Genomic DNA, 23,195 nt, shown 5'->3' on the forward strand with positions numbered 1-23,195 from the left:
ACCCACGTCTCTGTACGCGCACAACGCACCCTGCCGCTACTGGTCTGTCTGTTCTCAACAGCAGCCGGCACCGTATGCCTCTATCTCGTGGGCGCGCCCCGTCAACTGCTGGTGCTCATCGCCTGCATGGCCGCCGCACTGGCGGTAGCAGCCCCGATCACCTTGCTGGCGAAGTGGAAGATCTCCATCCATGCACTGGTGGCGGCCGGCACCGCAATCGCCCTCACGGTGCTTGTCAGCCCCTACTTCGCGGTTGCCTGGCCACTGGCCGCGCTCGTCGGATGGTCGCGAGTGCGGCTGCGGGACCACACCATCGCCCAAGTGTTCGCGGGGGCTGCGATCGGTGCGGCGGCGACAGGCGCCCTCCTCCCCGCTCTCCTGTGAGCGCTGGCCTCCCGCTTACTGTTCGTGTTGGAAGCGGCCGTCGTCTAGGCACACGTGAGAGCTGGTCGAACAGGCAGGGATGCCTGGCCGCAGGCCTGCACAAGGTCGTTGGTCCGTTGACACGCCGTCAGACACAGGAGGGGCAATACGATGCGATGAGCTGTGGCATGATCCGACCATGCCCCGTTCCCACCGTAGTGGCCCCCGTCCCGGGGTCGTCGGCTATGGGAACGCAGCCTCGTACGACTTAGCGAGCGGCGAGCCATACCGGACCACCCTGACCATCCTGTCCGGACAAGAGGACTGGCTGAGACAACTGGCCAAGGCTCCGCGCCGGCGGGTGCCCAAGGTGCTGATTGCGATCGTTGAAGCGATGCCGGTCGACTCCACCGGCCTGCCCCGATGGGCTTGCGGAATGGAGCCCGAGGAGCGCGTGCGGCTTGCCGTCGAGGCATTCACTCAAGACGCCGGCACGCCTGTCCGACGGACGGTCACCTTTCCTCCTGGCGCTGCCGTTCGCCTGGTGAAGGCCGGCCAGGTTCTGCAGACGTCGGTATCGGAGGTACTCAGAGGCGAAATCCGTCGCCTGCAGGCGGAAAGCTGGTCGCCAACGAAAGCTGTGTCAGAAGCGCCACCAGCCGGCACGTGTGCACCTCGTCGCCCAGTCCGGCCAGCTTCCGGCGCCACAAGCCGTGTACGTCGGCAGAACACGTACGTACACGAAGGACTGCTCTTCTGAAGAAGGTGAGCGACTGACCTAGAAAAGCGAGCGGCCCCGGCCTCTCACCGCCGGGGCACCGCCCAAGTGAATATCCAAACCGCTCCACCTCGACTCGCAGTGGCCGCTAACCGAACGAGTCTGAGGACGAGCCCCGCCATGCCTGGAAGGGCTACTGCTATGACGGTAGCACCTCTCGTGCCGGGCTGCACAGCCATGCCCACGCACTCGCGTGTGAGGCCAGCGACCCGCACCGGACCGTGCCCCCAGTTCGAATACCCGCATCCCAACACTTGCATCCTAGGATGCTCTAGAGGTTGTGAAGGAGTTCATCTCGGAATTCCCTCATGACACCCCCGTCTCGCGATACCGATCGACACCTCTTCGCGACGTTCCGCCGCCTCTCACCTCGTCGCCGCTACCGCACCGACCGAGAACGAACCCACACCTACCGCGACGAGCCCATCCCGACCTCACCTCCCCCACACCCCTGGGCCATCTACGTGGCTGCCAAGGGGCGATACCAGTGGGCCGTGTTCGACCTCGACATCACCGCCGGGCCCGACGTCGTGGCCGAGGACCTACAACGTCTTCGAGAACTGCTCGACGACGCCTCCATCACATACATCGTCAGCCGCTCCGGCCCCAGCGGCGGACACCACGTCTGGGCTCGGTTCCCCGCCGGCGTCGATCCCACAGCCATGCGCAAACTCGCGTACGCCCTGGCCACGCTCCTGCCGTCGCTGGACACAGGAACACTGACCAACCCCAGCCACGGGTGCGCCCGCCCGCCCGGATCTCCCCACCGCCACGGCGGTGCGGCGACACTCGTCGCCCCCGCCGACGTCGAGACGGCCGCGGCCATCCTGTCGGAGGGCAATCCCTCGGAACGGCTGCAGCTGCTCTTCGACGCACTGCCGACATCTGCCCGCGAGTCAGGCGACCGGGCCATCCACGGTCGCCAAACGACGCCTGCCCACCACCAGGTCGCCACACACGGCGATGCCCCACGGCTGACGGGAAAGCGCCGGGCACTCACGGCCGGCAGCGACAAGCTGATCTACGGCCCACCCGGGGCCGACGCCAGCGCCACCCTGTGGGCAATCCTGCTCCGGTGTGCCCACGCACGCTGGACACTGGCCGACGTGCGAGTCCTCGCCGACGATCCCGGCGCCCAGGGCCTGCAACACCTACAGTCCAAACGTGCCCCAGGTGGCCGACAGCCGCGGTCCACCGCCGAACGAGAGGCGCTGTTGGCGCGCCAGTGGGCTCGAGCGGTCGAGTACGCCGCACAGACGCCCCTCCCCCAACGGGAAAAGCGTCACGACGTGCCCGACCCCACCACGACGGCCATCGCGGCGATCGAGGACGCGGCACGAGCGCAGCCATGGCGGTGGGCAACGCCAGCGGGGCCAGCAGACCGCGAAGCCCTACGCGCGCTCTGCCTCATCGCGCTGGCCTGCCGCTCCACCACGGTCAGCCTCGACTGCCGCCGCTGGTCCGCCCTGACCGGGTTCGGCAAATCGACGATGGCCGCCGCCGCCCGCAGGCTCGCCTGCGACCACCCGATCGACGGGCCAGCCTGGATTACCTGCACCAAGGAGGCCGAGGGCCGCATGGCAGCCACGTGGACACTCCTACCACCCGTCCTTGCCGGCGACCCGATGGCTGAGGAATCGGTGACGAGGCCCGCATCAGAAAGTACGCCTGTGGAAGTAGCCCGGACACAAGGGCGTAAGCCCGCCCCCCGACAGACCGTGAGCGACACTCCACCCTCTAGCGGCGTCCTAGGACGCTCTCGCCAGGAGCTGACCGATCTGCTCACGACCGAACTCAAGACCGCGGCTCACGACATCTGGACCCCGCGCGGAGGCCTCGGACACGCCTGCCACCGGACGTACGCCGCCGCACGAGGCGCGGCGGCCGTAACCACGTCGATCCTGTCCGACGAGACCGGCTACAGCCGGGCGACCATACGCAGACATCTCCGTACGTTGTGCGCGCACGGCCTGCTGGCCGCGACGGAGCCAAACTCCTACGGTCCCGGCCCCCTCAGTCTCGACCAGGCGGCAGCCAAGCTGGGAGTCAACGGCACCGGTGCGCGCAGACTCCGCAACTACATCATCGACCGCGAGCTCTACGCGTGGTGGATCGACGAGCAGCAGTGGCGGACGAGCCCGGGTAAGCACGGGCGGCGCTGCCTTCCTCGCCAGCACCCTGGCGGCCAGGGGGCGATCCCGGTACGTCAGAGGCCGCGCGCCACCTACGGTGCGTTTCCCACCCGTCGATCCAGAACCGGCCCCGGGCGGGCCGACTACGCCGAGGCGGCGAGGCGAGTGCGACAGCACTTCCCAGCGCGGCCCGACGATACGGAGGTCCGGGCCGGCCTGCACGTACCTGCTCCCGAACGGGAGTGGGCGCTCGCCGTGCCGCCAACGGCCACGCCGGCGTAACCGTTGGCGGCTCCGCCGGTGGTGTTCTCCACTCCGGGCGACACCGTCACCCTAGAGCCGCCGGTCACGCCCTCGCGGCGGCGGTCAACGGCAAGACGCCGCCAGGCCGGCGGGTCGGCGGCCTGGCGGCGATAACCCTGGTGCCATACGGCGCCGCACAGCAAGGGATGCACGGCGACTCCCACCGCGTGGCGGCGACGCCGGCAGCAGCGGGCCCGTAACGGCCGATGACCGGCACTGTGCTCCCGCCATGACTGAATCGGCAGTTGCCCCGAGCCTCGTGGTGATCCCGGCGGTCTTGGCCAGCCGACGCAGCAGCCGCCACACCGCGCCCCGATCCATCCGGCCTCCGGAGGCGGTGGCGACCAGCGGCCGGCGCGGCCGCACCCTCGGCGTCCGGGTCGGGAGCCGGTCGCCGGCGAGGTCCGGCCGGCCGGCGAGGTAGGCGTCCAGGCGGCGGGTGACTGGGGCCGGCAGCGCCACCAGGTGCGGCTTGTCGCCCTTGATGGTGACGCGCAGGATCCGGTGGCCGCCCGGCCGGTGGGTTAGGCGAGCAGGGCGTCGCGGGCGGCGAGTATCTCGGTGAGCACGATCTCGTAGTGCTCGGCGTAGCCGGTGGCGATCGCGATGGCCTCGATGACGCGGCGGGCGTAGGCGTGCCCGCCCACGGTGACGTTGTCGGCCAGGTCGACCGGCTCACCACAGGCGAGGCTGACCGCCAGGGCCAGCAGCCGCTTGTCGCCGCTGGCGAGCCGGTTCGCCGCCGCAGAGGTGGGCAGGGCCTTCCAGTCGCGCACGAACGCCGCGGTGGTCCGCAGCCCGTCCGGGCCAGGTACAACTGGTCGAAGGGGCGGCGGGCGCTCTCGAATGCGGCGGCGAGCTGGCCGAGCAGGGGCCGTGCGGCGCCGAGCTCCGCCGCACTCTGCTCGGCGAGGTCCTGGGTGCTGGTGGTGCTGCTGCTGGTGGCCAGGTGCGGGTCAGCGGCCAGGGTCCGCATTCGCCCGGCGAGCTGATCGAGCAACTGGGGCAGGCGGGTGCTCGCCATGCGCAGCGCCCCGAGGACATCCGCCATGGTTTGCGGGTCCGGCACCGCCTCGTCGGGACGGTCGATGGTGGCGTGGTTGAGGTAGCGAATCAGCTCCGCGACCTCGGTGGCGGCGGCCACGGTGTGGTCGCCGGTCCACTCGCCGTACGGATGCAGCTCGTCGACGATCGCGTCGGCGGAGCGGGGCTCAGACACGGTCGGTCCCTTCGGGTTGGTTGGTGGGCTGTTCAGGATGGTCCTTGGGTTGCTCAGATACCGAGTCGGTCGTAGATGCGCACCGCCATGAGCCGGGCGAGCCGGCCCCACGGGTCGCGGGTGATGCCGTCGGGGTTGGTCAGCTCGTTCAGCCGGTCGAGCAGCTCGGCGACGACGTGCCTGGAAGGGGTTGGCAGCGTCGTATCCGGCCGCGTGGATGTAGCGACCCGGATGACCGTAGTCCAGCGCCGGCGCATCAACGTCGCCCTGTCCCGTTCGCGATACGGCCTGGTCATCGTCGGCGACGCCCCGTTCTGCGAATCGACGCAAGGCCCGTTGAGCAAGGTGCTGACCCACATCCGGCGCAACGGCGCCACCTGCAAGATCGGAGACGCGAGCAATGGCTGACACCACCGTCATTGCGGCGCGCCGCTACAGCGACCTGCACCCCGGCTACCGGCTCGCCTACGCCGGCGAAGCCGCCGTGCCGGTGTCGCTGCTCACCCTCGACGTGCTGGCGCAGAAACGCAAGAGACTTCCCCTGGTGGACGAGTTCGTGCTGCGGCTGGCCGACCACGGCATCCACAAAACTGCCAACATGGCGGCCGTGCTCGGCATCGACGAGCCGATCGTCTCCGAAGCGGTCGCGCGCCAGTTGTCGGCCGAAGCCGTCGAGTACCGCCCGGACAGCCTTGGCCACCGCAGGGTTCTGCTCACCTACGGCGGCCGACGCGCGGTGCAGGAGCTGTCCACGGTTACGCCGCTGCGAACCGAACATCAGCGGGCGTTCGACCGGCTGCTGTGGAAGCCGATCCCGCACGGCCGACGCGACCTGGTCACCCGAGCCGACGCCGAGGCGCAGGGCATGCTGCTCCTGCCGGCCGCCCGCACCGCGGACGTGGTCAGCGCTGACGTGACACCACGACGGCTCAACCTGCTGCTCGACCAAGCCCAGCAGGACAACGGCCAGCCGCCGATCGAAGTCCTCAGCGTCGAGGCGATCACCCGCCAGCCGCGGCTCTACCTGCCCGCCGTGTTGCTGGTCTTCACCTCCGACACCGTCGACGACCAGCGCTTCAACCTCATCGTCGACGACATGCTCAGCGAGCCCCACGACAGCGCGCTGCACCAGGCAGGAGGCCTCGAACGGACCAAGATCCAGATAGCGCCGGCCGTCGGTGAACCGGACCTACCGGCGCCGCTGCGTGACCAGCGCACGCCCTACGAGGTGGTCTGCGACCTACAACGCCGGGCCGTCGCCCCGCCGCCAGCCGGCGACGGCACCCCCGCCACGGCCCTGCCGGGCACCGCGGCGCATGAAAGCGTCACCGCCCGTGCCGAACTGGACGCGCTGACCGTCCGCTGCGTGCCGCCGTTCGAGCACCGGGAACTGCTGACGGCCGCACTCGAGACCGCCCGGACCAGGTTCCTGCTGGCCGCGCCGATCGTGCGCGACGCCGTGGTCACCGGCGACTTCCTTGCCAAGCTGGAGATCATGCTGCGCCGATCAGGCCTGACCGCCCACATCGGCTACGGCCTCGGCCACGACCTCGCGCACAGCGACACCATCGCCCTCACCCGGCTACACGAACTCGCCCGCCGACACCCGCAACTCACGGTGGCCCACGTACCCGACCCGCAGCCGAACATCCTGATCTTCGACAACACGTGGGTGAACAGCGGCTTCGACTGGCTATCGTTCCGCGACCAGCCCACACACACCTACCGACCAGAGGAAGGCACACTCGTACGCGACAAAACGCACGTCGACGGCCAGCACACCCACTACGCCGAGCTGATTACCCGAGCCGACGCTGCCACCAGCCCCAAGCCATCTCGGGCCGGGAGTCGACGGCGAAGGAGGAGCTGACGGAGCCTCTGGCCGAGAAAGTCAGGAGCGCGGCGCCTGGTGCGGGAAGGCGCGAAGCCGCACCTAATGTGGGTGCCGCATCCGCCGCCGACGGACCAGGCGGCCATATTCCCCAGCCTGCGTGCTTCGCCCGCCCGCGTCCGCCACTGAATCATCCCTAGGTAGAAGCGGCGGGCACCGCCGAAAGGACCGCACCCAGTCAGAGTACCCAAGGTGGTTGGGATGCGTGATGCTGGATCGCGATGAGTGCTGACCGATCCCGAGAACCGGTGCGCCGGGCCCGCGCGGTGAAACGCGCCGATCTGCCGACCGGCCCGGCCCGGGACCTGCGCGACCTGTTGTACCGGCTGTATCTCCAGGCCGACAGGCCCAGGCTGGACGACCTCGCCAAGCGGATCGTGGACGACGATGAGCTGCCAGGTTCACCGCGGAGGGATTTGATCAGCAAGATCATTAGCGGGAACGGGTTGGCTGGGCAGCAGGACACGATCAGTGTGGGACTGGCGCTAGCCTATGCGAGCGGGCGCGTTGACAGTGCTGCGCTGGCCGACGAGATCCGGCGGCTTTGGATCGCCGCGCAGACACAGACACCGCCGGTGCAGTTGCTGCTGCGAGATCCAGACCAACGGGCGATCGAAGTTCAACGGCGCGCGTCGCAACAGGTGTTCGACGCTGGCCTTGTTGACGGCGTACCGAAGCTGGCAGGCACAGACATTAATCGCCTGTCGCTGAGGAGCGCGGTGGTCGCGGAGCTGGACCAGCCGGTCAAACGCCGTGTCACCCTCTTTGGCGCTGCCGGGTTTGGTAAGACCGTACTTGCCATCGGGTTGTGCCGTGATCAGTGGGTCCAGCAGCGCTTCGACCGGATCTATTGGTTCCACGTTGGACGCCAGCCAAGGCTCGTTACGTTGCTCGACGCGATCCATCGCGCCATCCTCGGAGGCCCCCTGGACAGGTCGGACATCTCGGCTGCGGTACACACGCTGCGTCACTCGAATGCCGGAAGACGGTGCCTCGTGGTGCTGGACGACGTCTGGGACGAGGAAACGCTGACCCAGCTGACCGACGCGCTATGCGCTGCGACCTTAATTGTCACGACCCGCTTTGCGCGAATTGTGCAAGACTCGGCTTGTGTTGAGGTTGGCGAGGCGACGCCTGGTGAGGCGGCGTCAATGCTGACGCCGACCGGTACGGCGCTGGACCTCGCCCAGCGCGACCTTATCGCTACCTTCGCCGCAGAGCTTGGCAATTGGCCGCTGCTGCTCAGTTTGGCCAGCGGCCGACTTGCGAGAAAGATTCGCGGTGGCATCCCGCTCACGAAGGCTATCGAGCAACTGCGGGTCCGCTATCGTGACCTTGGCCCCGCCGGCCTCCAGCAACTGGCCGGCAGCGACCTACTCGCAACTGCTATTGACATCAATCTTGAGGATCTTCACGAACAATTTCGGCATCGATTCTTCGAGCTAGGCATCTTCCCCGTAGGCCGCCCGATCGCAGCCGCCTCCGCAAGCGAGCTTTGGGGAAGCGACCCATATGCCACCGAAGACCTTCTTCTTGAGCTCGCCGATCGCTCAGTGTTGCGGTTCGAACTGCAATCTGGCGATGTAGTTCTCCACGACGCCGTCCACGATGCCATCCGGCGGAGGCTCCAGGACGCCAAGCAGGTGCACGATCGGCTACTCGGCGCATGGGACCTCGAGCGGCTTCCGAATCCGATTGCATGGCGCGACGTCGGTTATCATCTGCGAGCGGCTGGACGTTTTGACCGACTTATCGAGCTGCTCCAATCGGGCCCATGGCTTGAAAGGAAGCTAGCGGCGACCTCATTACCGCTTCTGCTTGACGACCTAGACGCGGCCGCCGACGTGGCCCCAACGATCGACGCCGTACGCCGCGCTGTGCGTCGATGCCTAACAGGGCTTACACAGAACCCTATGGAGTTGCGAGGCCAGCTGCATCTTCGTCTTACGCGCGAGCACGTCGAACGATTGGCATTTGACGGAACGCCGCCATCGGACACAGGTGGGCACTGGCTGCGGGCAATCCGGCCCCAGTCGGAGGGATCAACCGCGTTGCTAGCCTGCGTCATGTCACCGACCCCGCGTGGCGGCAGCTCAGCGGCGATTACCCCGGATGGCAAGGTCATCGTCGCCTGTTTCAGCGGGCAGGCAGTTGCCTTCTCGGTCGAGCGACCAGAGACACAGCATGTGCTGCTGTACGGCGACGTCTCCTGCGCGCGCCCACTGCCTGAGAATACCGACTGTCTACTTGCCGGGACCAGCGAGCTGATACGCGTCAGGATCGGCGATGCACGTCGCGTGTGGAGCGTTCCCCTTCAGTCGGATCGGTATGACGGGCCACAAACCATACTGATCGACGCCGGGATTGGCGTCGCATTTGTCCTCTGGCTCGAAGGGCGGATCGCGGCGCACGCGCTTTCCGACGGCAGGCATCTCGCAGAACTCCAGAGCGACGGGTGTCTGTCAGCCGCGATCGATACGTCTTCGCGAACAATCGTCACATCAAACATCTTGACTGCTTGTCTTATTCGATACGAGGCAGGCGACCCGATGCGGCTGTGGCCCGACGGAACGGTCGGCGACGTGCGCGCTGTCGGCGGGCAAGGGCCGTTCTTGTTAGAGCGCGATGACGGGTTGCATATAGGTGCATTCAACGATTCCATGCTCGTCGAGACGCCGCACGACGGTCCAGCGCTGGCGACATCGCTTAACGGAGGGCTGCTAGTTGCTGGTGGCACTGACGGCATTCTCCGGGGCTGGGATGTGGTGTCACATGATCGACTCTTCGCGATCCGTGCCCAATCCTGCGAGACCCAGTCGGTAGATATCGACGAGGCTGGAGAGACGATCGTAACCGCGGATATGGCAGGTATTGTGAGGGTCTGGAGCGCATCGCAGCTTCGAAGCGAGCACATGGACGAATCTGACTCGGCCGGTTTTGCGATGTTGGCGGGCGTTGATGATGGCACGATCATCGGTCGCCAAGGAGGCGCGCTAGTGAAACTCGATCCAGTGACTTGGGTCGCACAGCCGCTCTTCTCCGGCTGGCATCAAGCGCTCTTCTCCGGCTGGCATCAAGTGACTGCACCCATGCCCGACGGCTCGTTGTACGCGCTTCGGCGGAACGAAAAGTCACGGCACGATGCGCAGATCGTGCACATCGACGCGGCTGCGACAGTCGCGGACGTTGCAGGCGTGCCCGGCGCCGGCAAGGGAGTCGGACTGCTTGTCGGGTGCGGTGACATTGCCGTTGTTGATACCGGCGATGCCCGGGAAGCGCACGTCGTCGCCATTCGCGACGGTGTGGTCTATTCGCAACTCCGGGTGACGCCGTTCCTGGGTCTGCTGGACTCGACTCGCTATTCTCCGGATGCAATTCTCGTGCTCCAGCGAAAGGCAGTTCTTGTATGTGACAAGCAGGATCTTACACGTGGCCTGGTAATTAGGCACGAGGAAGTGGTTGTGTCGGCGACTCTCATTGAGACGCTCGGGCTTGTTGCTGTCGGTGACCACACCGGAATCACTCTGTACGACATGGTCACAGGCGAACGCTCCGCCCGTACAGACCCAACACAGCAGAGGGATGTAGAGGCGCTCCTTTGGTGCTCGGCAATCGAGACACTCGTAGTGGGGGACCGAGGCGGTGTAGTTTCGACATGGAGCGCTACCCCCAGCTCACTGACGTGGACGTCATCGCTGACGCTGGACGGCCAAATCACCAAAATCGAATCGTTGGGTGGCGCCAGGATCGCAGTCGCCGGCTGGTTTCCAAACGTGCTTGTGCTGGACGTGGAACGCTGCTAACGCCGGATTGTTCGTCTCGGCATTGAGGTGTCGGACGAGTAGCCCTCCCTGTCACGCTGATGTGAGACAGCTGGACAGTGGCCCTGTACTGCGCTAACACGCTGCCACGGGTTGCCGATCGGGTCCACAGCAATCGGCAACCCAACAGGCCAGGCCAAACTGGGATAGAAGCAGGAAACGCCAATTCCGGTACGGTCCCCGGCCATGGAGTCTCACAGGTACGGCAAGGTCATCCGGCTTTCTCCCGCCGACTTGGTCACATGTCGCCCGCACGGCCACACCCGTTCAGTCGAAGACCTCGCGAGCGAACCGGCGATCGTCGAGATCGACGGCTGGCGGCACTGGAGGTGGCCGTGTGGAGAAGACGGCGAGTTCATCAGGCCGATCTTCGAGACGACCACGCGGGGAGAAGCCACCCACCAGTTCGACTAACGGGCGGACGACGGCGGCCCGGCCGGGTGCGATCTGTCAGCAGCGCAGCGCGTCTGTCAGCGCGACGGCCTGGTCGTCGACGAGGACCAGGCCGTCGCCGCGGCCACTCCAGCCCGGGGTCAGACCGCCGTCGTCTTCGTCCAGTCGGTCAGGTCGCCTGGTAGCGGCCCTGCGGTGTGCTGCCCGGTCAGGTCGTCGCGGTGCCGCTCCTTGGCGCAGATCGCCCGGCGCAGGTGGTGTCGTGTGTGGATTGAGGTTGCCGGCGCGGTCTAGGCTTTGACTCTCGGCATTCCTGTCGGCACGGTTTGTGATCTTGGGGGTGGGGTTGTCCAGTCGTGGGATTGCGTGGGGTGCCGGTGTCGGGGTGGTGTTGGCGGCCGGGAACAGTGCGGTGATCAACCAGTTCGATGCCGGTTGGCCGTGGTGGGTCACTGCCGCGGTGCTCACGGTGGCGGGTGCGGTGCTGGCGGGATGGATCGCCGGGCGGTCCGCCGAATCGGGTGGTGTGCCGCAGCGGGTCGATCGTGGTGCGGTTGTCGCCGGCGGAAGCATCGGCGGCACGGTCACCACCGACGGTTCGGCGGCGGCCGGGACTGCCGTGCCGCCTGGGCGGGGGTCCTGGGCTGGTCCGGGTGCGGTGGTGGCGGGGCGGGACATCACGCACACGGCGGACATCGACACCACCGGCAACCGGGGTGGCGCCGGCCCGGCGGGTCCGTAGCCGATGCCCCGATGGGTAGGGCCCGGCGCGGTGACCACCGGCGGGGACATCAGCGGCACGGTGAACACCGGGCCGACGTACGTGCAGGTGGTCGCGGGCCGGTTCGACCGGGTTCATGACGCGGTCTTCGACCCGGCGCCGTTGGCCGAGCAGCTCGACCTGGCCCGCTTCCAGGGCCGGGCGGATCTGATCGCCCGTATCGATGAGCGGATCGCCGTCCAAGATCGCGGGTACGTCGTCGTGCGTGGTGAGGCGGGGGTTGGCAAGAGTGCCCTGGCGGCGCATCTGGTGTGGACCAGGCCGTGCGTGCACCACTTCACCAGGCTCGGGGGCGGAGCACGAAATCCGGTCGAGGCGCGCAGGAGCCTGGCGGCGCAACTGATCGGCGGCTGGGGGCTGGCGGACCGGTTCACGCCCGGCGACGTGTTCCCGGCCGCCGCGGAGCGGCCGGAGTGGCTGGCCAAGGTCATCCGAGCCGCTGCGGCCGCCCGTGACGCACAGAACCCGAACGGCCCGCGCCTGCCGCTGGTGCTGGTCGTCGACGGCCTCGACGAAGCCGAACCAGACCCACCCGACATGGGCACCGGAATCCCGCTCGGCCTGCCCACCCCGGACGACCTGCCGGCGGGGGTCTACGTCGTGGCGACCAGCCAATACGGCCTTCCACTGGCCGCCCTGCAGGATCGGCTGCGGGTCGGCTGGTCACAGATCGACGTCGAAGGCAGCGACAACCTGGCCGACATGGCCGCATACCTGCGCGCCGCCATCACCGGCCCGCACCCGGACGCCGCACTGACCCGGGCGCTCGCCGACCACCATGTTCCCGCCGGGGCGTTCACCGCGACGTTGATGGACCGCTGCCGTGGGGTCTGGATCTACCTGCGGTACGTCCTCGACGAGATCCGCGCCGGACTGCGGGCACCGGACGACGTCGCCTGCCTGCCCGACCGGTTGCGCGGCTACTACGAACTCCAGATCCAGCAGCGGTGGGCGACACACCCAGACTGGGAGTCCCTCCACCTACCCACACTCGCCATCCTCGCCGCGCTCGGTCGGCCAGCGACCAGCGCTGACCTAGCTACCATCCTCGACAGGCCAACCAGCGTCGACCGGATCGCGGACTGGCTCGACGGCCCTGCCCGTGCCTTCCTCGACGCCACCCCCACGGGGCCGGGCCGGATCCGCCACTACCAGGTCCGACACCAGAGCCTTCGAGACCTGTTCACCACCCCGCCGAGCACCGACGACGGTGGGGAGCCGATCGGCGGGGCTGGCCTCGCCCACCGGCTGCGTACGGCATGGACCACCGCCCACCAGCAGATCACCGCCTGGCTTACCCCACCTGCCAGCGGAGGCGGGGACTGGACCAGCATCGACGACTACACCCGCCTGCAGTTGCCCGCCCACGCCGCCGCTGGCGGCGTCCTCGACCCGCTCATGATCGATCCCGGCTTCCTGATGACCTGCCTACCCTGGCAAGTCCTGCGGTACCGCCACATCCTCACCGCCCCCGGCGCCCGCAGGGCCGCCGCCACCCTGGAGGGCGCGGCGACCACTGACTGGAACATCTGGACCAACACCGAACGCGCCTGGTGGCTACACATCTGGGCCCGCAAAACACGAACCAACGACCTCGCCAACACGCTCATCACCGCCTACCCCGACTGGCCCTGGCATGTCCACACCGCCATCTGGAACGGCAACACCCACCGCACGCTCATCGGCCACACACCCGTGACCGCGTTGGCGGTGCTGCCCCGACCCGTCGGACACCACTACATCATCACCGGCAGCCGCGACGACCTGACCGTGCAGATCTGGGACCCAGACACCGGCATCCAACTCGCCGAACTCGCCGGCCACGTAAACGCGGTGGCGGTGCTGCCCCGACCCGACGGGCGCCACCACATCATCACCGACCACTGGGACAAGACCGTGCGGGTGTGGGATCCATACACCGGCCTCCAACGCGCCGAACTCGCCGGCCACACCGGCCTCGTGACCGCGGTGGCGGTACTGCCCCGACCAGACAGGCGCCACCACATCGTTACAGGCAGCAATGACGGGACGGTACGGGTGTGGGACCCGGACACCGGCCTCCAACGCGCCGAACTCGCCGGCCACGTAAACGCGGTGGCGGTGCTGCCCCGACCCGACGGGCGCCACCACATCATCACCGGCGGCTGGGACGGAACGGTACGGGTGTGGGACCCAAACACCGGCACCCAACTCGCCGAACTCACCGGCCATGCCAACCGCGTAAACGCGGTGGCGGTGCTGCCCCGACCCGACGGGCGCCACTACATCATCACCGGCGGCTCGGACGGGACGGTACGGATCTGGGACCCGGACACCGGCCTCCAACTCGCCAAGCTCGCCGGCCACACCGGCCTCGTGACCGCGGTGGCGGTACTGCCCCGACCAGACAGGCGCCACCACATCGTTACAGGCAGCAATGACGGGACGGTACGGGTGTGGGACCCGGACACCGGCACCCAACGCGCCGAACTCACTGGTCACCTCAGCGGGGTGACCGGGGTGGCGGTGCTGCCCCGCCCGGACCGTCACCACCACATCATCACCGGCAGCGCCGACGAGACCGTGCGAATCTGGGACCCAGACGCTGACACCCAACTCAGCGAACTCGCCGGCCACACCGACCCCGTGTCAGCGGTGGCGGTGCTGCCTCGCCCCGACGGGCGCCACCACATCATCACCGGCGGCTGGGACGGGACGGTACGGGTGTGGGACCCGGACACCGGCCTCCAACTCGCCAAGCTCGCCGGCCACACCGGCCTCGTGACCGCGGTGGCGGTACTGCCCCGACCAGACAGGCGCCACCACATCGTTACAGGCAGCAATGACGGGACGGTACGGGTGTGGGACCCGGACACCGGCACCCAACGCGCCGAACTCGCCGGCCACACCGGCCTCGTGACCGCGGTGGCGGTACTGCCCCGACCAGACAGGCGCCACCACATCGTTACAGGCAGCATTGACGGGACGGTACGGGTGTGGGACCCGGACACCGGCACCCAACGCGCCGAACTCACTGGTCACCTCAGCGGGGTGACCGGGGTGGCGGTGCTGCCTCGCCCGGACCGTCACCACCACATCATCACCGGCAGCGCCGACGGGACCGTGCGAATCTGGGACCCAGACGCTGACACCCAACTCAGCGAACTCGCCGGCCACACCGCCCGCGTGACCGCGGTGGCGGTGCTGCCCCGACCAGACAGGCGCCACCACATCGTTACAGGCAGCAATGACGGGACGGTACGGGTGTGGGACCCGGACACCGGCACCCAACGCGCCGAACTCGCCGGCCACACCGACCCAGTGACCGCGGTGGCGGTACTGCCCCGACCAGACAGGCGCCACCACATCATCACCGGCAGCAATGACGGAACGGCACGGATCTGGGACCCAGACGCCGGCACCCAACTCGCCGAACTCACCGGCCACCTCAGCGGGGTGACCGGGGTGGCGGTGCTGCCCCGACCAGACGGACGCCACCACATCATCACCGGCAGCGCCGACCAAACGACACTGGTGTGGATGCCAGCATTGGAGAGTGCTGCTCCATAGGGGTGGGTCGACCATCCAAGCGCGAACCCCCAACACAGGTTCCTCGTACCCCATGCCCCTATGCCGTCCAAGTGCCCCGCTACTCGCGGTCGCCGGTGATGTACTTCGCGATGCCCAGCATGAGGGGCAGCGCGATGGCGAAGCTGGTCCCGCTGGCGCCGGCAACCTCGATCGGGGCGGCGCCCAGCACCACGGCGCCGAGTCCAGCCATGAGGGCAATGAAGAGAGCGGCAAGGAGCATGATCGCTACCCACTGCGGGCGGTTGGAGACGGGCCGGTCCGGTGTGGTCATGGTGGTGTGCTCCGGAGTCGTTGGACGGTTGGCGTTGGCGGGGTTCATCGGTCTTCGCCGAGCGTGGCGAGCAACTGGTCGTAGCGGGTGTCCGCAGTGTCGGCACGGGCCTGGGCGGCGGCGGTGGCGGCGTACGCCTTGGCGAGTTCGCGCTCGAGGCGGCTGAGCGCTTCGCGGTCGGTTTCTGCGGCCTCAACGGCTCTCGTTCGCTCGTCGGCGAGCTGCTTGGCCCGTTCGCGTGCGTCGGTGAGCTGAGCGATCAGGGTGGCGACGGTGGCGTCTGCCCGGTCGGCGCGGTCGTTGGCCGCCGCAGCGGTGGCCGTCAGGTGCTGGCGTTCCGTGTGGGCGGCCTGAAGTTCGGCGCGCGCCCGGTCGAGGTGCTGGCGAAGTTCGGCGAGTTCGTGCCTGGCTTCGGCGAGGTGAACGTCGATGGAGGCCCTGCGGGCTTCGGCGTCGTTGAGTCGGTGTACCGCGGCCTCGCGTTCGGCGTGGGCATTCTCGGCGCGGGCGATGGCGGCGCCGTGCTCGCGTTCGATGACGGCGAGCCGGTCAACGGCGTCGCGGACCCGGGCGTCGGCGTCGGTGCGCACCCGGGCTGCTTCCCGCTCGGCGGCCTTGACCGCAGCCCGGGCCTCGGCGACGTGCTCATCGGCGATCATCTGAGCGCGGCCGGAGATGGCCGCGCGGTGGTTGGCGGCCTCGGCCTCGGCGATCGCGTCGGCCATCCTCCGTTCGGCATCGCTGATGCGGGCCAGCGCGCCCTCGCGGACGGCGTCGAGGGTCCGGAACAGTTCGCTCAGTTGGTCGGCCAGCGGGCGTGTCGCCGCGATCACCAGGTCCGCGGTGGCCGCGTACTCAGCCAGTGGGGCGTCCATTCCGGCCGCGCGCACGCCGTCGCGCTCGGCCGCCGCCATCTGCTTGCAGGTCTTGCCCTCGGGCCAGCGCCGGTCGTTGCAGTACTCCGGCGGGCGGCCGTGCCCGATGTAGACGAGCGGCCGGCGGCACTTGCTGTATCCGCACTGCCGGGTGCCGCCCGGGTTCCTGTTGTCTGCTGCCGGCGGTCCGGCCTGTTCGACGGGCTGCTCTGCCATGCGAAGGACTATAAGGCATCGTTTCATCAAAACTCTGATTGGTTTTGGCGTTTTGAAAAGTCGAAACTCTGGACGATGAGCGCCATAGGATAATTACTGTTATCCTATGGCGGTGACCGTGCCGCCGCCCCTCCCGCCCATCCCGCTCGCCGCCATGACCGATCCCGGGGCGGACTGGCTCCTGGCCCAGCTGCGCGACGTGCTCGACCTCACCGGTCGGGCCACGCTGCGCCGCCTCGACCCGGCCTTCTGGCAGCCGCGGCCCGGCTCGGTGTTCGCCGCTGAGCTGGCCAACACCGAGGTCGACGTGCACGGGGCACCCTGGGGGCCGCAGGAGCCGACGATGGTCTTCGAGATGGCCCAGCTCAGCCTGGTCGCGGTAGAGGACTTCCTGACCGCCATCCGCAAACTCCTGGAGCCGCCGTTCCCGCCGTACGTGCCCAAGTACGGGGCGGCGGCGCTGTGCCGCTCCGTCCTGGAGAGCGCCGCCAACGCCTTCTGGCTGACCGACCCGCAGCTCACCGTCCGCCAGCGCGTCGCCCGCACCTACCTGGTGCTGTGGGACGAACACAACACCGCCGTCAAGAACGCCACCAAGGCCCTCGCCGCCAAAGCCCTCACCGCGCAGGAGGTGGCCACCGCGCGGGCCGACCGCGACGCGCTGCTGACCCGCATCGACGACCTGGGCCTGGGCTATACCAAGAAGCCGCGCACCGTCGGCGGTGAGGCCCTGCCGACCAAGACCGAGAAGGTGACGGCGCTGCTGGCCGGCGAGGTCCGGGCCGTCCACGACGTCGTCTACTCGCTGTACTCCGGTTTCGCGCACGGCGACATGACCAGCATCCTGGCCAGCCGCCTCGGCACCGGCTGGACCATCACCCCGCGCCAACTGACCCAGGACGTCGAGATGGCAGTCGCGGCCGTCGGCATCCTGCAGGAGCGGCTCTGCCTCGGCGGCATGGGCAGCAGCCCCCGGGAGGCCGCCAACTGGTTCTGGCAACACAACGCCGGCCGCCGGCTGCGGGCCGTCCGTGACCGGCTGGCCTGACGCCCCGCTGCATACCCACACTCGACCACCCACCTTGTCCGATCGACCCAAGAGGAGGCACGACGGTGTCAGGTGACCGCGCCCGGAAGGTACGCCAGTTCGCCCGCGCGCTGGAGCAGCAGTTCGGTGGCCAGGTCGACGCCGACTACGACACCGGCCCGAAGTGGCGGCTCGACTGGGTAAACGGTCCCAGCGAACCGGCCGTCCGCACGCTGGCCGACGCCGCGGATCTGGCCGGGGCCGACCTGCGCTTCTACCGGCGGTATTCGAGCAAGGCGATCGCGGTCACGGCGATCCGGATGAAGACCGCGGGAAAGCTGGACCGCTACGACGGCGGGCGCTACCCGCAGGAGATCGTCGAGTGGGAGGCCCGCGATCTCGACCACCCCGACCGGGGTGCTGACGCCCTGCAGGACACCATGGCCGAGCTGCTCATCGCCGCGGCCACGGCGAAGGCCCAGACGGCCCGGGCCGAGTGGGCGGCGGCGCGGCCGCAACGGTGGACGCCCGGCGACGGCAGGCCGATGCCGCTGGACGCGACGGAAACTGCAGTCGACCTGGTCCGCACCCGGGGCGTCGGCTGGCTCGTCGAGCAGGCCATCACCGACGGGGCGACGGTGGCGCCGTTGGTGCTGCTGTCCGCCCGATACGCCATCACCACCGGGGCCGACCACGCGGTGGCGTGGCGCGATCGCGGCGAGCCCATGCCGTTGCACGCCGCCGTGGCCGCTGCCCTCGCCGACCCCGAGCTGACCGAGCCGGCAGCGGTGGCGCTACTCGCGGTGCTGCCCGACCTGCGCGCCGAGTGGGCCCGCACCGAAGCCGCCATCACCGCGGCCGCGCGTCGGGCCGGGCTGCCCGAGCCGGCCCCGCGCTGAGCGAAGGAGGGACACCGTGGGGTACGTCATCATCCGGCCGGCGGCCGACGCCGACGAGTACGTCATCTGGTGCACGAGCTCCGAGCGGCCGGTCGCGGTCGGCGACCGCGTCGAGATCGCTGCCGACGCCGTGGCGATCGAGGGAGACCACGACATCGACGCGCGGCTCGACCACGTCGACCTGCACGGCTCGTCGATGATCCCTTACCCCTTCGGCTGGTGGGACCACGGCGGCTTCATCTTCCAGCAGCGCGGCACGCTGCCACGCAGCCGGCTCGCCGAGGCGGCCCACCTACTCGACGCCGGGCGCGACTCGGAGGTGTGGAGCCTGCTGGAACCGCTTGACGACCAGCCGGATTCCGCGACCTGACGCCAACCACCAACCGGGACCCACGAGCCGGGCGCCCGAGCGCCGCAAACGACACTCCCGACCACAACCAGGAGAGGCAAGCACGATGACCAACCCGAACAGCGCCGACGCCCCGACGCCCCTGCCGCTGAACCTGAGTCTGCGCCGCACGCTGGACGCCCGACTGACCGAGCTCGACGAGCACGTCGCCGACGGCGACGTCGACCTCGCGGCCCGGAGCCTGGAGATGCTCGCCACGACCGCCGCGCGCATCGCCCGGCAGATCCGCGGCGACGCCGCACCCGCCCCGGCCCAGCAGCCCACCGACCACGGCCCGGACGCGGATGTCGTCACCATCGACGAGGTCCGCACCCTGGCCCAGGGCCTGCTCGACATCGCCGAACTCGCGATGCCCGACACCTACTTCACCAGCGACTCGCGGTGCCAGCTCGCCCGGGCGGTCCTCGCCCGCGCCGTCCCGGCCGCGCAGCAGGGGTGACGATGGCCCCGCCTCCGACGGGCGGTCCGCTGCCAGGGCTCAGCCCCGGCTGGGCGACCGCCACAGGGCTGGCCGACCTGGGGGAGCTCACCGCCCGCTGGCTCACCGGCGAGTACGCGGAGACGCCGCTGCACGGCGGGCCGCCCGACCCGGAGACCGCACTACTGATCCCGGTGCTGGCCGCCGCGAACCGGGCCGGCTACGTCACCGACTTCTCCCAGCCCGGCGAGGACCTGGGCGACGGCGACCGGCAGCGGGCCGCGGTCGGCGGCTACTGCGACGATGCCACCTGTGATCGGCTCGCCGGCGTCGTCGCCGGCACCGACCTGGTGCTGCTGCACGAACAGGGCGACAGCGGCATCCGTGTGCCGGTCACGCTCGACAGCGGTACCGCCTGCACCTGGATCGGCGGCGTACCCGCCCCCGAGGACATCTGGTACACCGTCACCCTGACGACCGCCGCCCTGGACGCCCTGCGCGACAGCTGGTACGTCACCATCGTCGACCCAGCCTGGGGCCGCAACGACCGACTGTGGCCGCTCCTGGCCAACGCACTCGGCCTCACCGTTCCGGGAGGAGCCGGCGGTGGCCGGCGCTGACCGGGCCCAGCGCGTGTGCGCCGGCATACCGGTCGCCCTCGCGGTCGGCGCGGCCCAAGCCGACCAGCACACTTTTACCCAACCGGCCGACACGGTCGGTGCCCGGCTCCGCACATGGATCCGCACCCGAATCCCGACCAGAAAGAACCCGAACCGATGACCGACCTGAACATCGAGGCTCCCGACCTCACCCCGACCGAAGGCAAACTCGCCCAGGCGTACGTCGAGACGATGGACTTCGTCTCCCGCTGCGCCCAGGCCCTCGAAGACGGCGACTGGGACTACCTGGCGGACAAGGCCTGCCAGCTGCGCAACGCGGCGAACGCCCTGGAGGCGGCCGCCGACGTCGCCAAGGCCGCCACCCCCACCCCGCGCACGGCCGCGGTGCTCTCCGCCGTCACCAACCGTGGCAGCACGTACCGCGCCGTCGAGGTGCTGCACCCCGGCCCGTTCCGCACCGCCCGATGAAAGGGGAGCACGTGAGCACGACATCCGACCTGCGCACCGAGCCACCGGGCTTGCCCGCCGACGTCGCGGCACGGGTCCGCACGCTGGCCGACCAGCTGCACGACGCGGTGCGCGACGAGATGCTGCGCAAGGACCCGACACCCGAGGTACTGGCGCTGTGGCAGGCCGCCAAGATGATCAACGCTGCTGCCGGTGGTCTGGACGACCACGTCGAGCCGGAGACGAGCGTGCACACCTCGCGCTGGGTGGAGGTGGCCTTCAACGCCTCGGACATCGCCGACACCGCCCTGCGGATCGCTGGTTCCCGCATGAGCCTCCCCGACGCTGCCGCGCACGTCGAACGTGCGGACGTCGATGCGCTGGACGTGCCGTTCAACGCGGCGACCGCGTTCTCCGCCACGGTCGAGCTGACCCCGGCCCACGACGGCGAGGAGTACGCCCCGCCGGTGACCGTGGCGGTCGCCGGGGACCCCGAGCGCACGCTCACCGTGGCCGACGGCGCCAGCCCGCGCCCGTACACGGCGGGGCAGTTGTTGCGGGTCGCGCACCACCTGGACCGTCTCGGCGCCGCCCTCGGCGACGTCGTCATCGCCTCGATCGACAAGCCCGCCACCTGACCTCGTGGGGTCGGGACCACTGGTATCGGCCCCGACCTCGCTTGATCATTCCACGTGGAGGAACCGCACGATGACCGACAACGAGGGCACGACCGATCCCGGGCCGGTGCCCGATCTATCGACCTACCCGGTGAGCCTGCGTGCCGGCGACGCCGCCGGGCTGGACGGTGCGATGAGTCGCGGCGATTCCGAGCCCGGCGGCCGGCACGGGCCGGCAGACCCGTCCCTGGTGCACCTGGTCGCCGGTCTGCTCGGGGCGGGTCGGCGGGTACGCGCGGCCTGCTCCTGCGGGCACACGACGACTGCCCGCGCCGACGACGCCCGGGCGATCGCCGCGTTGCGGGCCGAGCACGAGCTCACCGCGCCGGTCTGCGTCCTGTGCGGACACGACTACACCGGCCAGTCCTGGCAGCAGCTGCGCGACGTCGTCCTGCGAATCTTTACCACCCCGACCACCGGCGAGCAGTTCCTCGCCTGTCGGGACATGCCGCAGTCCTGCCGCGACGGCGCCGCCCAGCGGCAGATGCACCTCGATCGTGCCGCTCTGGAGGGCCTCAGGCTGCCCGTGCCCGCCCCGCAACTGCGGGTCATACCCGGCGGTGGGCAGTGACCGAGGTCCTGCCCACTGACCACGGCTCGGGGCCCGGTGACGGCCTCGGCGCCGACGCCGGGGAGATCGCCGCCTGGGTGGCGAGTCTGCCTGGCCTGCCACCCGACGACGGGGACCGCTACGGCATCCGACGACTCACCGCCGCATGGGCGCTCGAGGCGCGACGGGGGTCCGTGCACACGGCTGTCGGGTACGGCCGCGACCTCTCCACCTACCTCCGCTGGTGTCAGCAGGAACGACTGGATCCGCTCACCGCCCGGCCTACCGATGTGGGCCAGTACCGGGTGTGGCGGGAGCTCGGCTACGCCGGACGCCCTGCCAAGCCCGCCACGGTCGCGCGTGCCCTGGCCGCTGTGTCCAGCTGGTACACCTACCTCGTCGTCAACACCGACGGCGCCGTGGTCCGCAACCCCGTCGCCGGCACGAAACGGCCCAAGGCCCCCCGCAAGTCTCCGACCGCCGGGCTGACCCTGGACGAGGTGGACCTACTTCTCGCCCAGGCCGATGCCGAGGTCGCCGCCCGCGCCGAAGCCGCCACGACCCAGCCCACCCCGTACTACCGGACCCGGCACCTGGCGGCACTGCGTGACAGGGCACTGCTGCGGATGCTCGCCGACCTCGGAATCCGTATCAACGAGGCGCTCGCCCGCAACATCAGCGACCTGAGCCACAACGCGGCGCACCGCACGCTACGAATCGTGGTCAAGGGCGGCGACGTGCAGGAACGTGCTCTGCCCAGGCACACCCTCGACGCGCTCCGCGACTACCTCTCCGCCCGCGCCGCGGCAACCGGCATCGACCCCGGCAAACTCACCGGGCCGATCTTTGCCACCACCGGCATGAGCGGCGAGGGCCGACTCGCCGAGGCCAACGTCTTCACCCTGATCCGCCGACTTGCCAACGCGGCCGGCATCCCCTCGGCCGCCCGGCTGTCTGCCCACTCTCTGCGCCACGCCTTCGCCACCGATTCCCGTGCAGTCGGGGTGCCGCTGGAAGACGTGCAAGACGCTATGCACCACGCCGACCCGCGCACCACCCGCCGCTACGACCGCGACCGGCACAGCCTTGACCGCGATCCCGCCTACGTGCTCGCCGCCCTCCGGGCATCCCAGCGGCCGGGGCAACACCGGATCCGACCGCAGGGCGGCGAACCCGCCTACGTGCTCGCCGCCCTCCGGGCATCCCAGCGATCGGGGCCAACCCCGGCGGACGAAGCAGGCGGCCAACGCCGGACCGGACCGTCTCCTGCGTCGTACCGTGACGGTCATGAATGAGATGTCTGAGGAGCAGGGCCAGGTCCGGGACCTGCGGCTGCTGCGCGAGCATGCTGGTGCCCGGATCCGCAGCGTCGACGACCACATGTTCACCGTCGAGCGCTCCTCGTTTCGGCTGCAGCTGTTCACCGGTCCGGGGCTGCGGCCGGTCGCGGTGGCCACCCAGACCGATCGGGAAGGCGCCGGGCTGGCGAAACGGGCGGAGCGGTTCATCGAGGCCGTCTGGGCACGCCTCTGCCC

At 69.4% G+C, this 23,195-nt stretch carries 18 protein-coding genes; 14 read left to right on the forward strand and 4 right to left on the reverse strand.

Annotated elements, in window-relative coordinates:
* Positions 1-87 precede the first annotated feature (87 nt).
* Both AB0I42_RS26400 and AB0I42_RS26405 read left to right on the forward strand, forming a co-directional pair.
* A complete protein-coding gene (locus tag AB0I42_RS26400; RefSeq protein ID WP_357541131.1) occupies positions 88-384 on the forward strand; it encodes a phosphatase PAP2 family protein in 297 nt (98 codons plus the stop codon).
* A gap of 1,251 nt (positions 385-1,635) precedes the next feature.
* Positions 1,636-3,555, forward strand: coding sequence for a hypothetical protein (locus tag AB0I42_RS26405; RefSeq protein ID WP_357541133.1), 1,920 nt, complete (start codon positions 1,636-1,638; stop codon positions 3,553-3,555).
* A gap of 545 nt (positions 3,556-4,100) precedes the next feature.
* Here AB0I42_RS26405 and AB0I42_RS26410 read toward each other — a convergent pair.
* The gene (locus tag AB0I42_RS26410; RefSeq protein WP_357541135.1) at positions 4,101-4,352 is read right to left on the reverse strand and encodes a hypothetical protein; all 252 of its coding nucleotides are present in this window, start codon (positions 4,350-4,352) and stop codon (positions 4,101-4,103) included.
* Positions 4,353-4,848: 496 nt separating this feature from the next.
* On the reverse strand, positions 4,849-5,172 hold the full coding sequence (locus tag AB0I42_RS26415) for a hypothetical protein (protein WP_357541137.1): 324 nt from the start codon (positions 5,170-5,172) through the stop codon (positions 4,849-4,851).
* A 23-nt stretch (positions 5,173-5,195) separates the two neighbouring features.
* Between AB0I42_RS26415 and AB0I42_RS26420 the strand changes: the two genes are divergently transcribed.
* From AB0I42_RS26420 to AB0I42_RS26430, 3 genes are all read left to right on the forward strand, one after another.
* On the forward strand, positions 5,196-6,665 hold the full coding sequence (locus tag AB0I42_RS26420) for a hypothetical protein (protein ID WP_357541139.1): 1,470 nt from the start codon (positions 5,196-5,198) through the stop codon (positions 6,663-6,665).
* A gap of 242 nt (positions 6,666-6,907) precedes the next feature.
* The gene (locus tag AB0I42_RS26425; RefSeq protein WP_357541141.1) at positions 6,908-10,489 is read left to right on the forward strand and encodes an NB-ARC domain-containing protein; all 3,582 of its coding nucleotides are present in this window, start codon (positions 6,908-6,910) and stop codon (positions 10,487-10,489) included.
* Between the two features lie 1,156 nt (positions 10,490-11,645).
* Positions 11,646-15,230 (forward strand): hypothetical protein, encoded by a 3,585-nt coding sequence (locus AB0I42_RS26430; RefSeq protein ID WP_357541143.1) that lies wholly within the window; start codon positions 11,646-11,648, stop codon positions 15,228-15,230.
* A 79-nt stretch (positions 15,231-15,309) separates the two neighbouring features.
* Here the strand turns inward: AB0I42_RS26430 and AB0I42_RS26435 are convergent, their stop codons facing one another.
* Together AB0I42_RS26435 and AB0I42_RS26440 are read right to left on the reverse strand one after the other, a co-directional pair.
* Positions 15,310-15,522, reverse strand: coding sequence for a hypothetical protein (locus tag AB0I42_RS26435; RefSeq protein ID WP_357541145.1), 213 nt, complete (start codon positions 15,520-15,522; stop codon positions 15,310-15,312).
* Positions 15,523-15,566: 44 nt separating this feature from the next.
* Positions 15,567-16,613, reverse strand: coding sequence for a hypothetical protein (locus tag AB0I42_RS26440; RefSeq protein WP_357541146.1), 1,047 nt, complete (start codon positions 16,611-16,613; stop codon positions 15,567-15,569).
* Between the two features lie 112 nt (positions 16,614-16,725).
* Between AB0I42_RS26440 and AB0I42_RS26445 the strand changes: the two genes are divergently transcribed.
* The 9 genes from AB0I42_RS26445 to AB0I42_RS26485 all read left to right on the forward strand — a co-directional run bounded on the left by AB0I42_RS26445 (position 16,726) and on the right by AB0I42_RS26485 (position 22,955).
* Positions 16,726-17,661: a hypothetical protein gene (locus AB0I42_RS26445; RefSeq protein ID WP_357541148.1), complete on the forward strand. Its 936-nt coding sequence runs from the start codon at positions 16,726-16,728 to the stop codon at positions 17,659-17,661.
* Positions 17,662-17,726: 65 nt separating this feature from the next.
* Positions 17,727-18,539 carry a hypothetical protein gene (locus tag AB0I42_RS26450; RefSeq protein ID WP_357541150.1) on the forward strand — a complete coding sequence of 271 codons (813 nt, stop codon included), beginning with the start codon at positions 17,727-17,729 and terminating at the stop codon, positions 18,537-18,539.
* Positions 18,540-18,555: 16 nt separating this feature from the next.
* Complete coding sequence (locus AB0I42_RS26455) at positions 18,556-18,909, forward strand: hypothetical protein (RefSeq protein WP_357541152.1); 354 nt, start codon at positions 18,556-18,558, stop codon at positions 18,907-18,909.
* An 85-nt stretch (positions 18,910-18,994) separates the two neighbouring features.
* Entirely contained in the window at positions 18,995-19,387 is a 393-nt protein-coding gene (locus tag AB0I42_RS26460) for a hypothetical protein (protein WP_357541154.1), read from the forward strand.
* A 2-nt stretch (positions 19,388-19,389) separates the two neighbouring features.
* Positions 19,390-19,986 (forward strand): hypothetical protein, encoded by a 597-nt coding sequence (locus AB0I42_RS26465; protein ID WP_357541156.1) that lies wholly within the window; start codon positions 19,390-19,392, stop codon positions 19,984-19,986.
* Positions 19,987-20,142: 156 nt separating this feature from the next.
* Positions 20,143-20,454 (forward strand): hypothetical protein, encoded by a 312-nt coding sequence (locus tag AB0I42_RS26470; RefSeq protein ID WP_357541158.1) that lies wholly within the window; start codon positions 20,143-20,145, stop codon positions 20,452-20,454.
* An 11-nt stretch (positions 20,455-20,465) separates the two neighbouring features.
* Positions 20,466-21,071 carry a hypothetical protein gene (locus AB0I42_RS26475; RefSeq protein WP_357541160.1) on the forward strand — a complete coding sequence of 202 codons (606 nt, stop codon included), beginning with the start codon at positions 20,466-20,468 and terminating at the stop codon, positions 21,069-21,071.
* 70 nt (positions 21,072-21,141) lie between these two features.
* Positions 21,142-21,681: a hypothetical protein gene (locus tag AB0I42_RS26480; protein WP_357541162.1), complete on the forward strand. Its 540-nt coding sequence runs from the start codon at positions 21,142-21,144 to the stop codon at positions 21,679-21,681.
* Positions 21,678-22,955, forward strand: coding sequence for a tyrosine-type recombinase/integrase (locus AB0I42_RS26485; RefSeq protein WP_357541164.1), 1,278 nt, complete (start codon positions 21,678-21,680; stop codon positions 22,953-22,955). The genes AB0I42_RS26480 and AB0I42_RS26485 overlap by 4 nt, the downstream gene beginning before the upstream one ends.
* Positions 22,956-23,195: the final 240 nt, after the last annotated feature.

Origin of the sequence: Polymorphospora sp. NPDC050346 (assembly GCF_040655695.1) — a bacterium.
Taxonomy (GTDB): Bacteria; Actinomycetota; Actinomycetes; order Mycobacteriales; family Micromonosporaceae; genus Polymorphospora; species Polymorphospora lycopeni.

Excerpts from the sequence above, each read along its gene's own strand:
- AB0I42_RS26420 (WP_357541139.1), top strand. The coding sequence starts at position 5,196 with ATGGCTGACACCACCGTCATTGCGGCGCGCCGCTACAGCGACCTGCAC.
- AB0I42_RS26425 (WP_357541141.1), top strand. The coding sequence starts at position 6,908 with ATGAGTGCTGACCGATCCCGAGAACCGGTGCGCCGGGCCCGCGCGGTG.
- AB0I42_RS26430 (WP_357541143.1), top strand. The coding sequence starts at position 11,646 with ATGCCCCGATGGGTAGGGCCCGGCGCGGTGACCACCGGCGGGGACATC.
- AB0I42_RS26435 (WP_357541145.1), bottom strand. The coding sequence starts at position 15,522 with ATGACCACACCGGACCGGCCCGTCTCCAACCGCCCGCAGTGGGTAGCG.
- AB0I42_RS26440 (WP_357541146.1), bottom strand. The coding sequence starts at position 16,613 with ATGGCAGAGCAGCCCGTCGAACAGGCCGGACCGCCGGCAGCAGACAAC.
- AB0I42_RS26460 (WP_357541154.1), top strand. The coding sequence starts at position 18,995 with ATGACCAACCCGAACAGCGCCGACGCCCCGACGCCCCTGCCGCTGAAC.
- AB0I42_RS26465 (WP_357541156.1), top strand. The coding sequence starts at position 19,390 with ATGGCCCCGCCTCCGACGGGCGGTCCGCTGCCAGGGCTCAGCCCCGGC.
- AB0I42_RS26470 (WP_357541158.1), top strand. The coding sequence starts at position 20,143 with ATGACCGACCTGAACATCGAGGCTCCCGACCTCACCCCGACCGAAGGC.
- AB0I42_RS26480 (WP_357541162.1), top strand. The coding sequence starts at position 21,142 with ATGACCGACAACGAGGGCACGACCGATCCCGGGCCGGTGCCCGATCTA.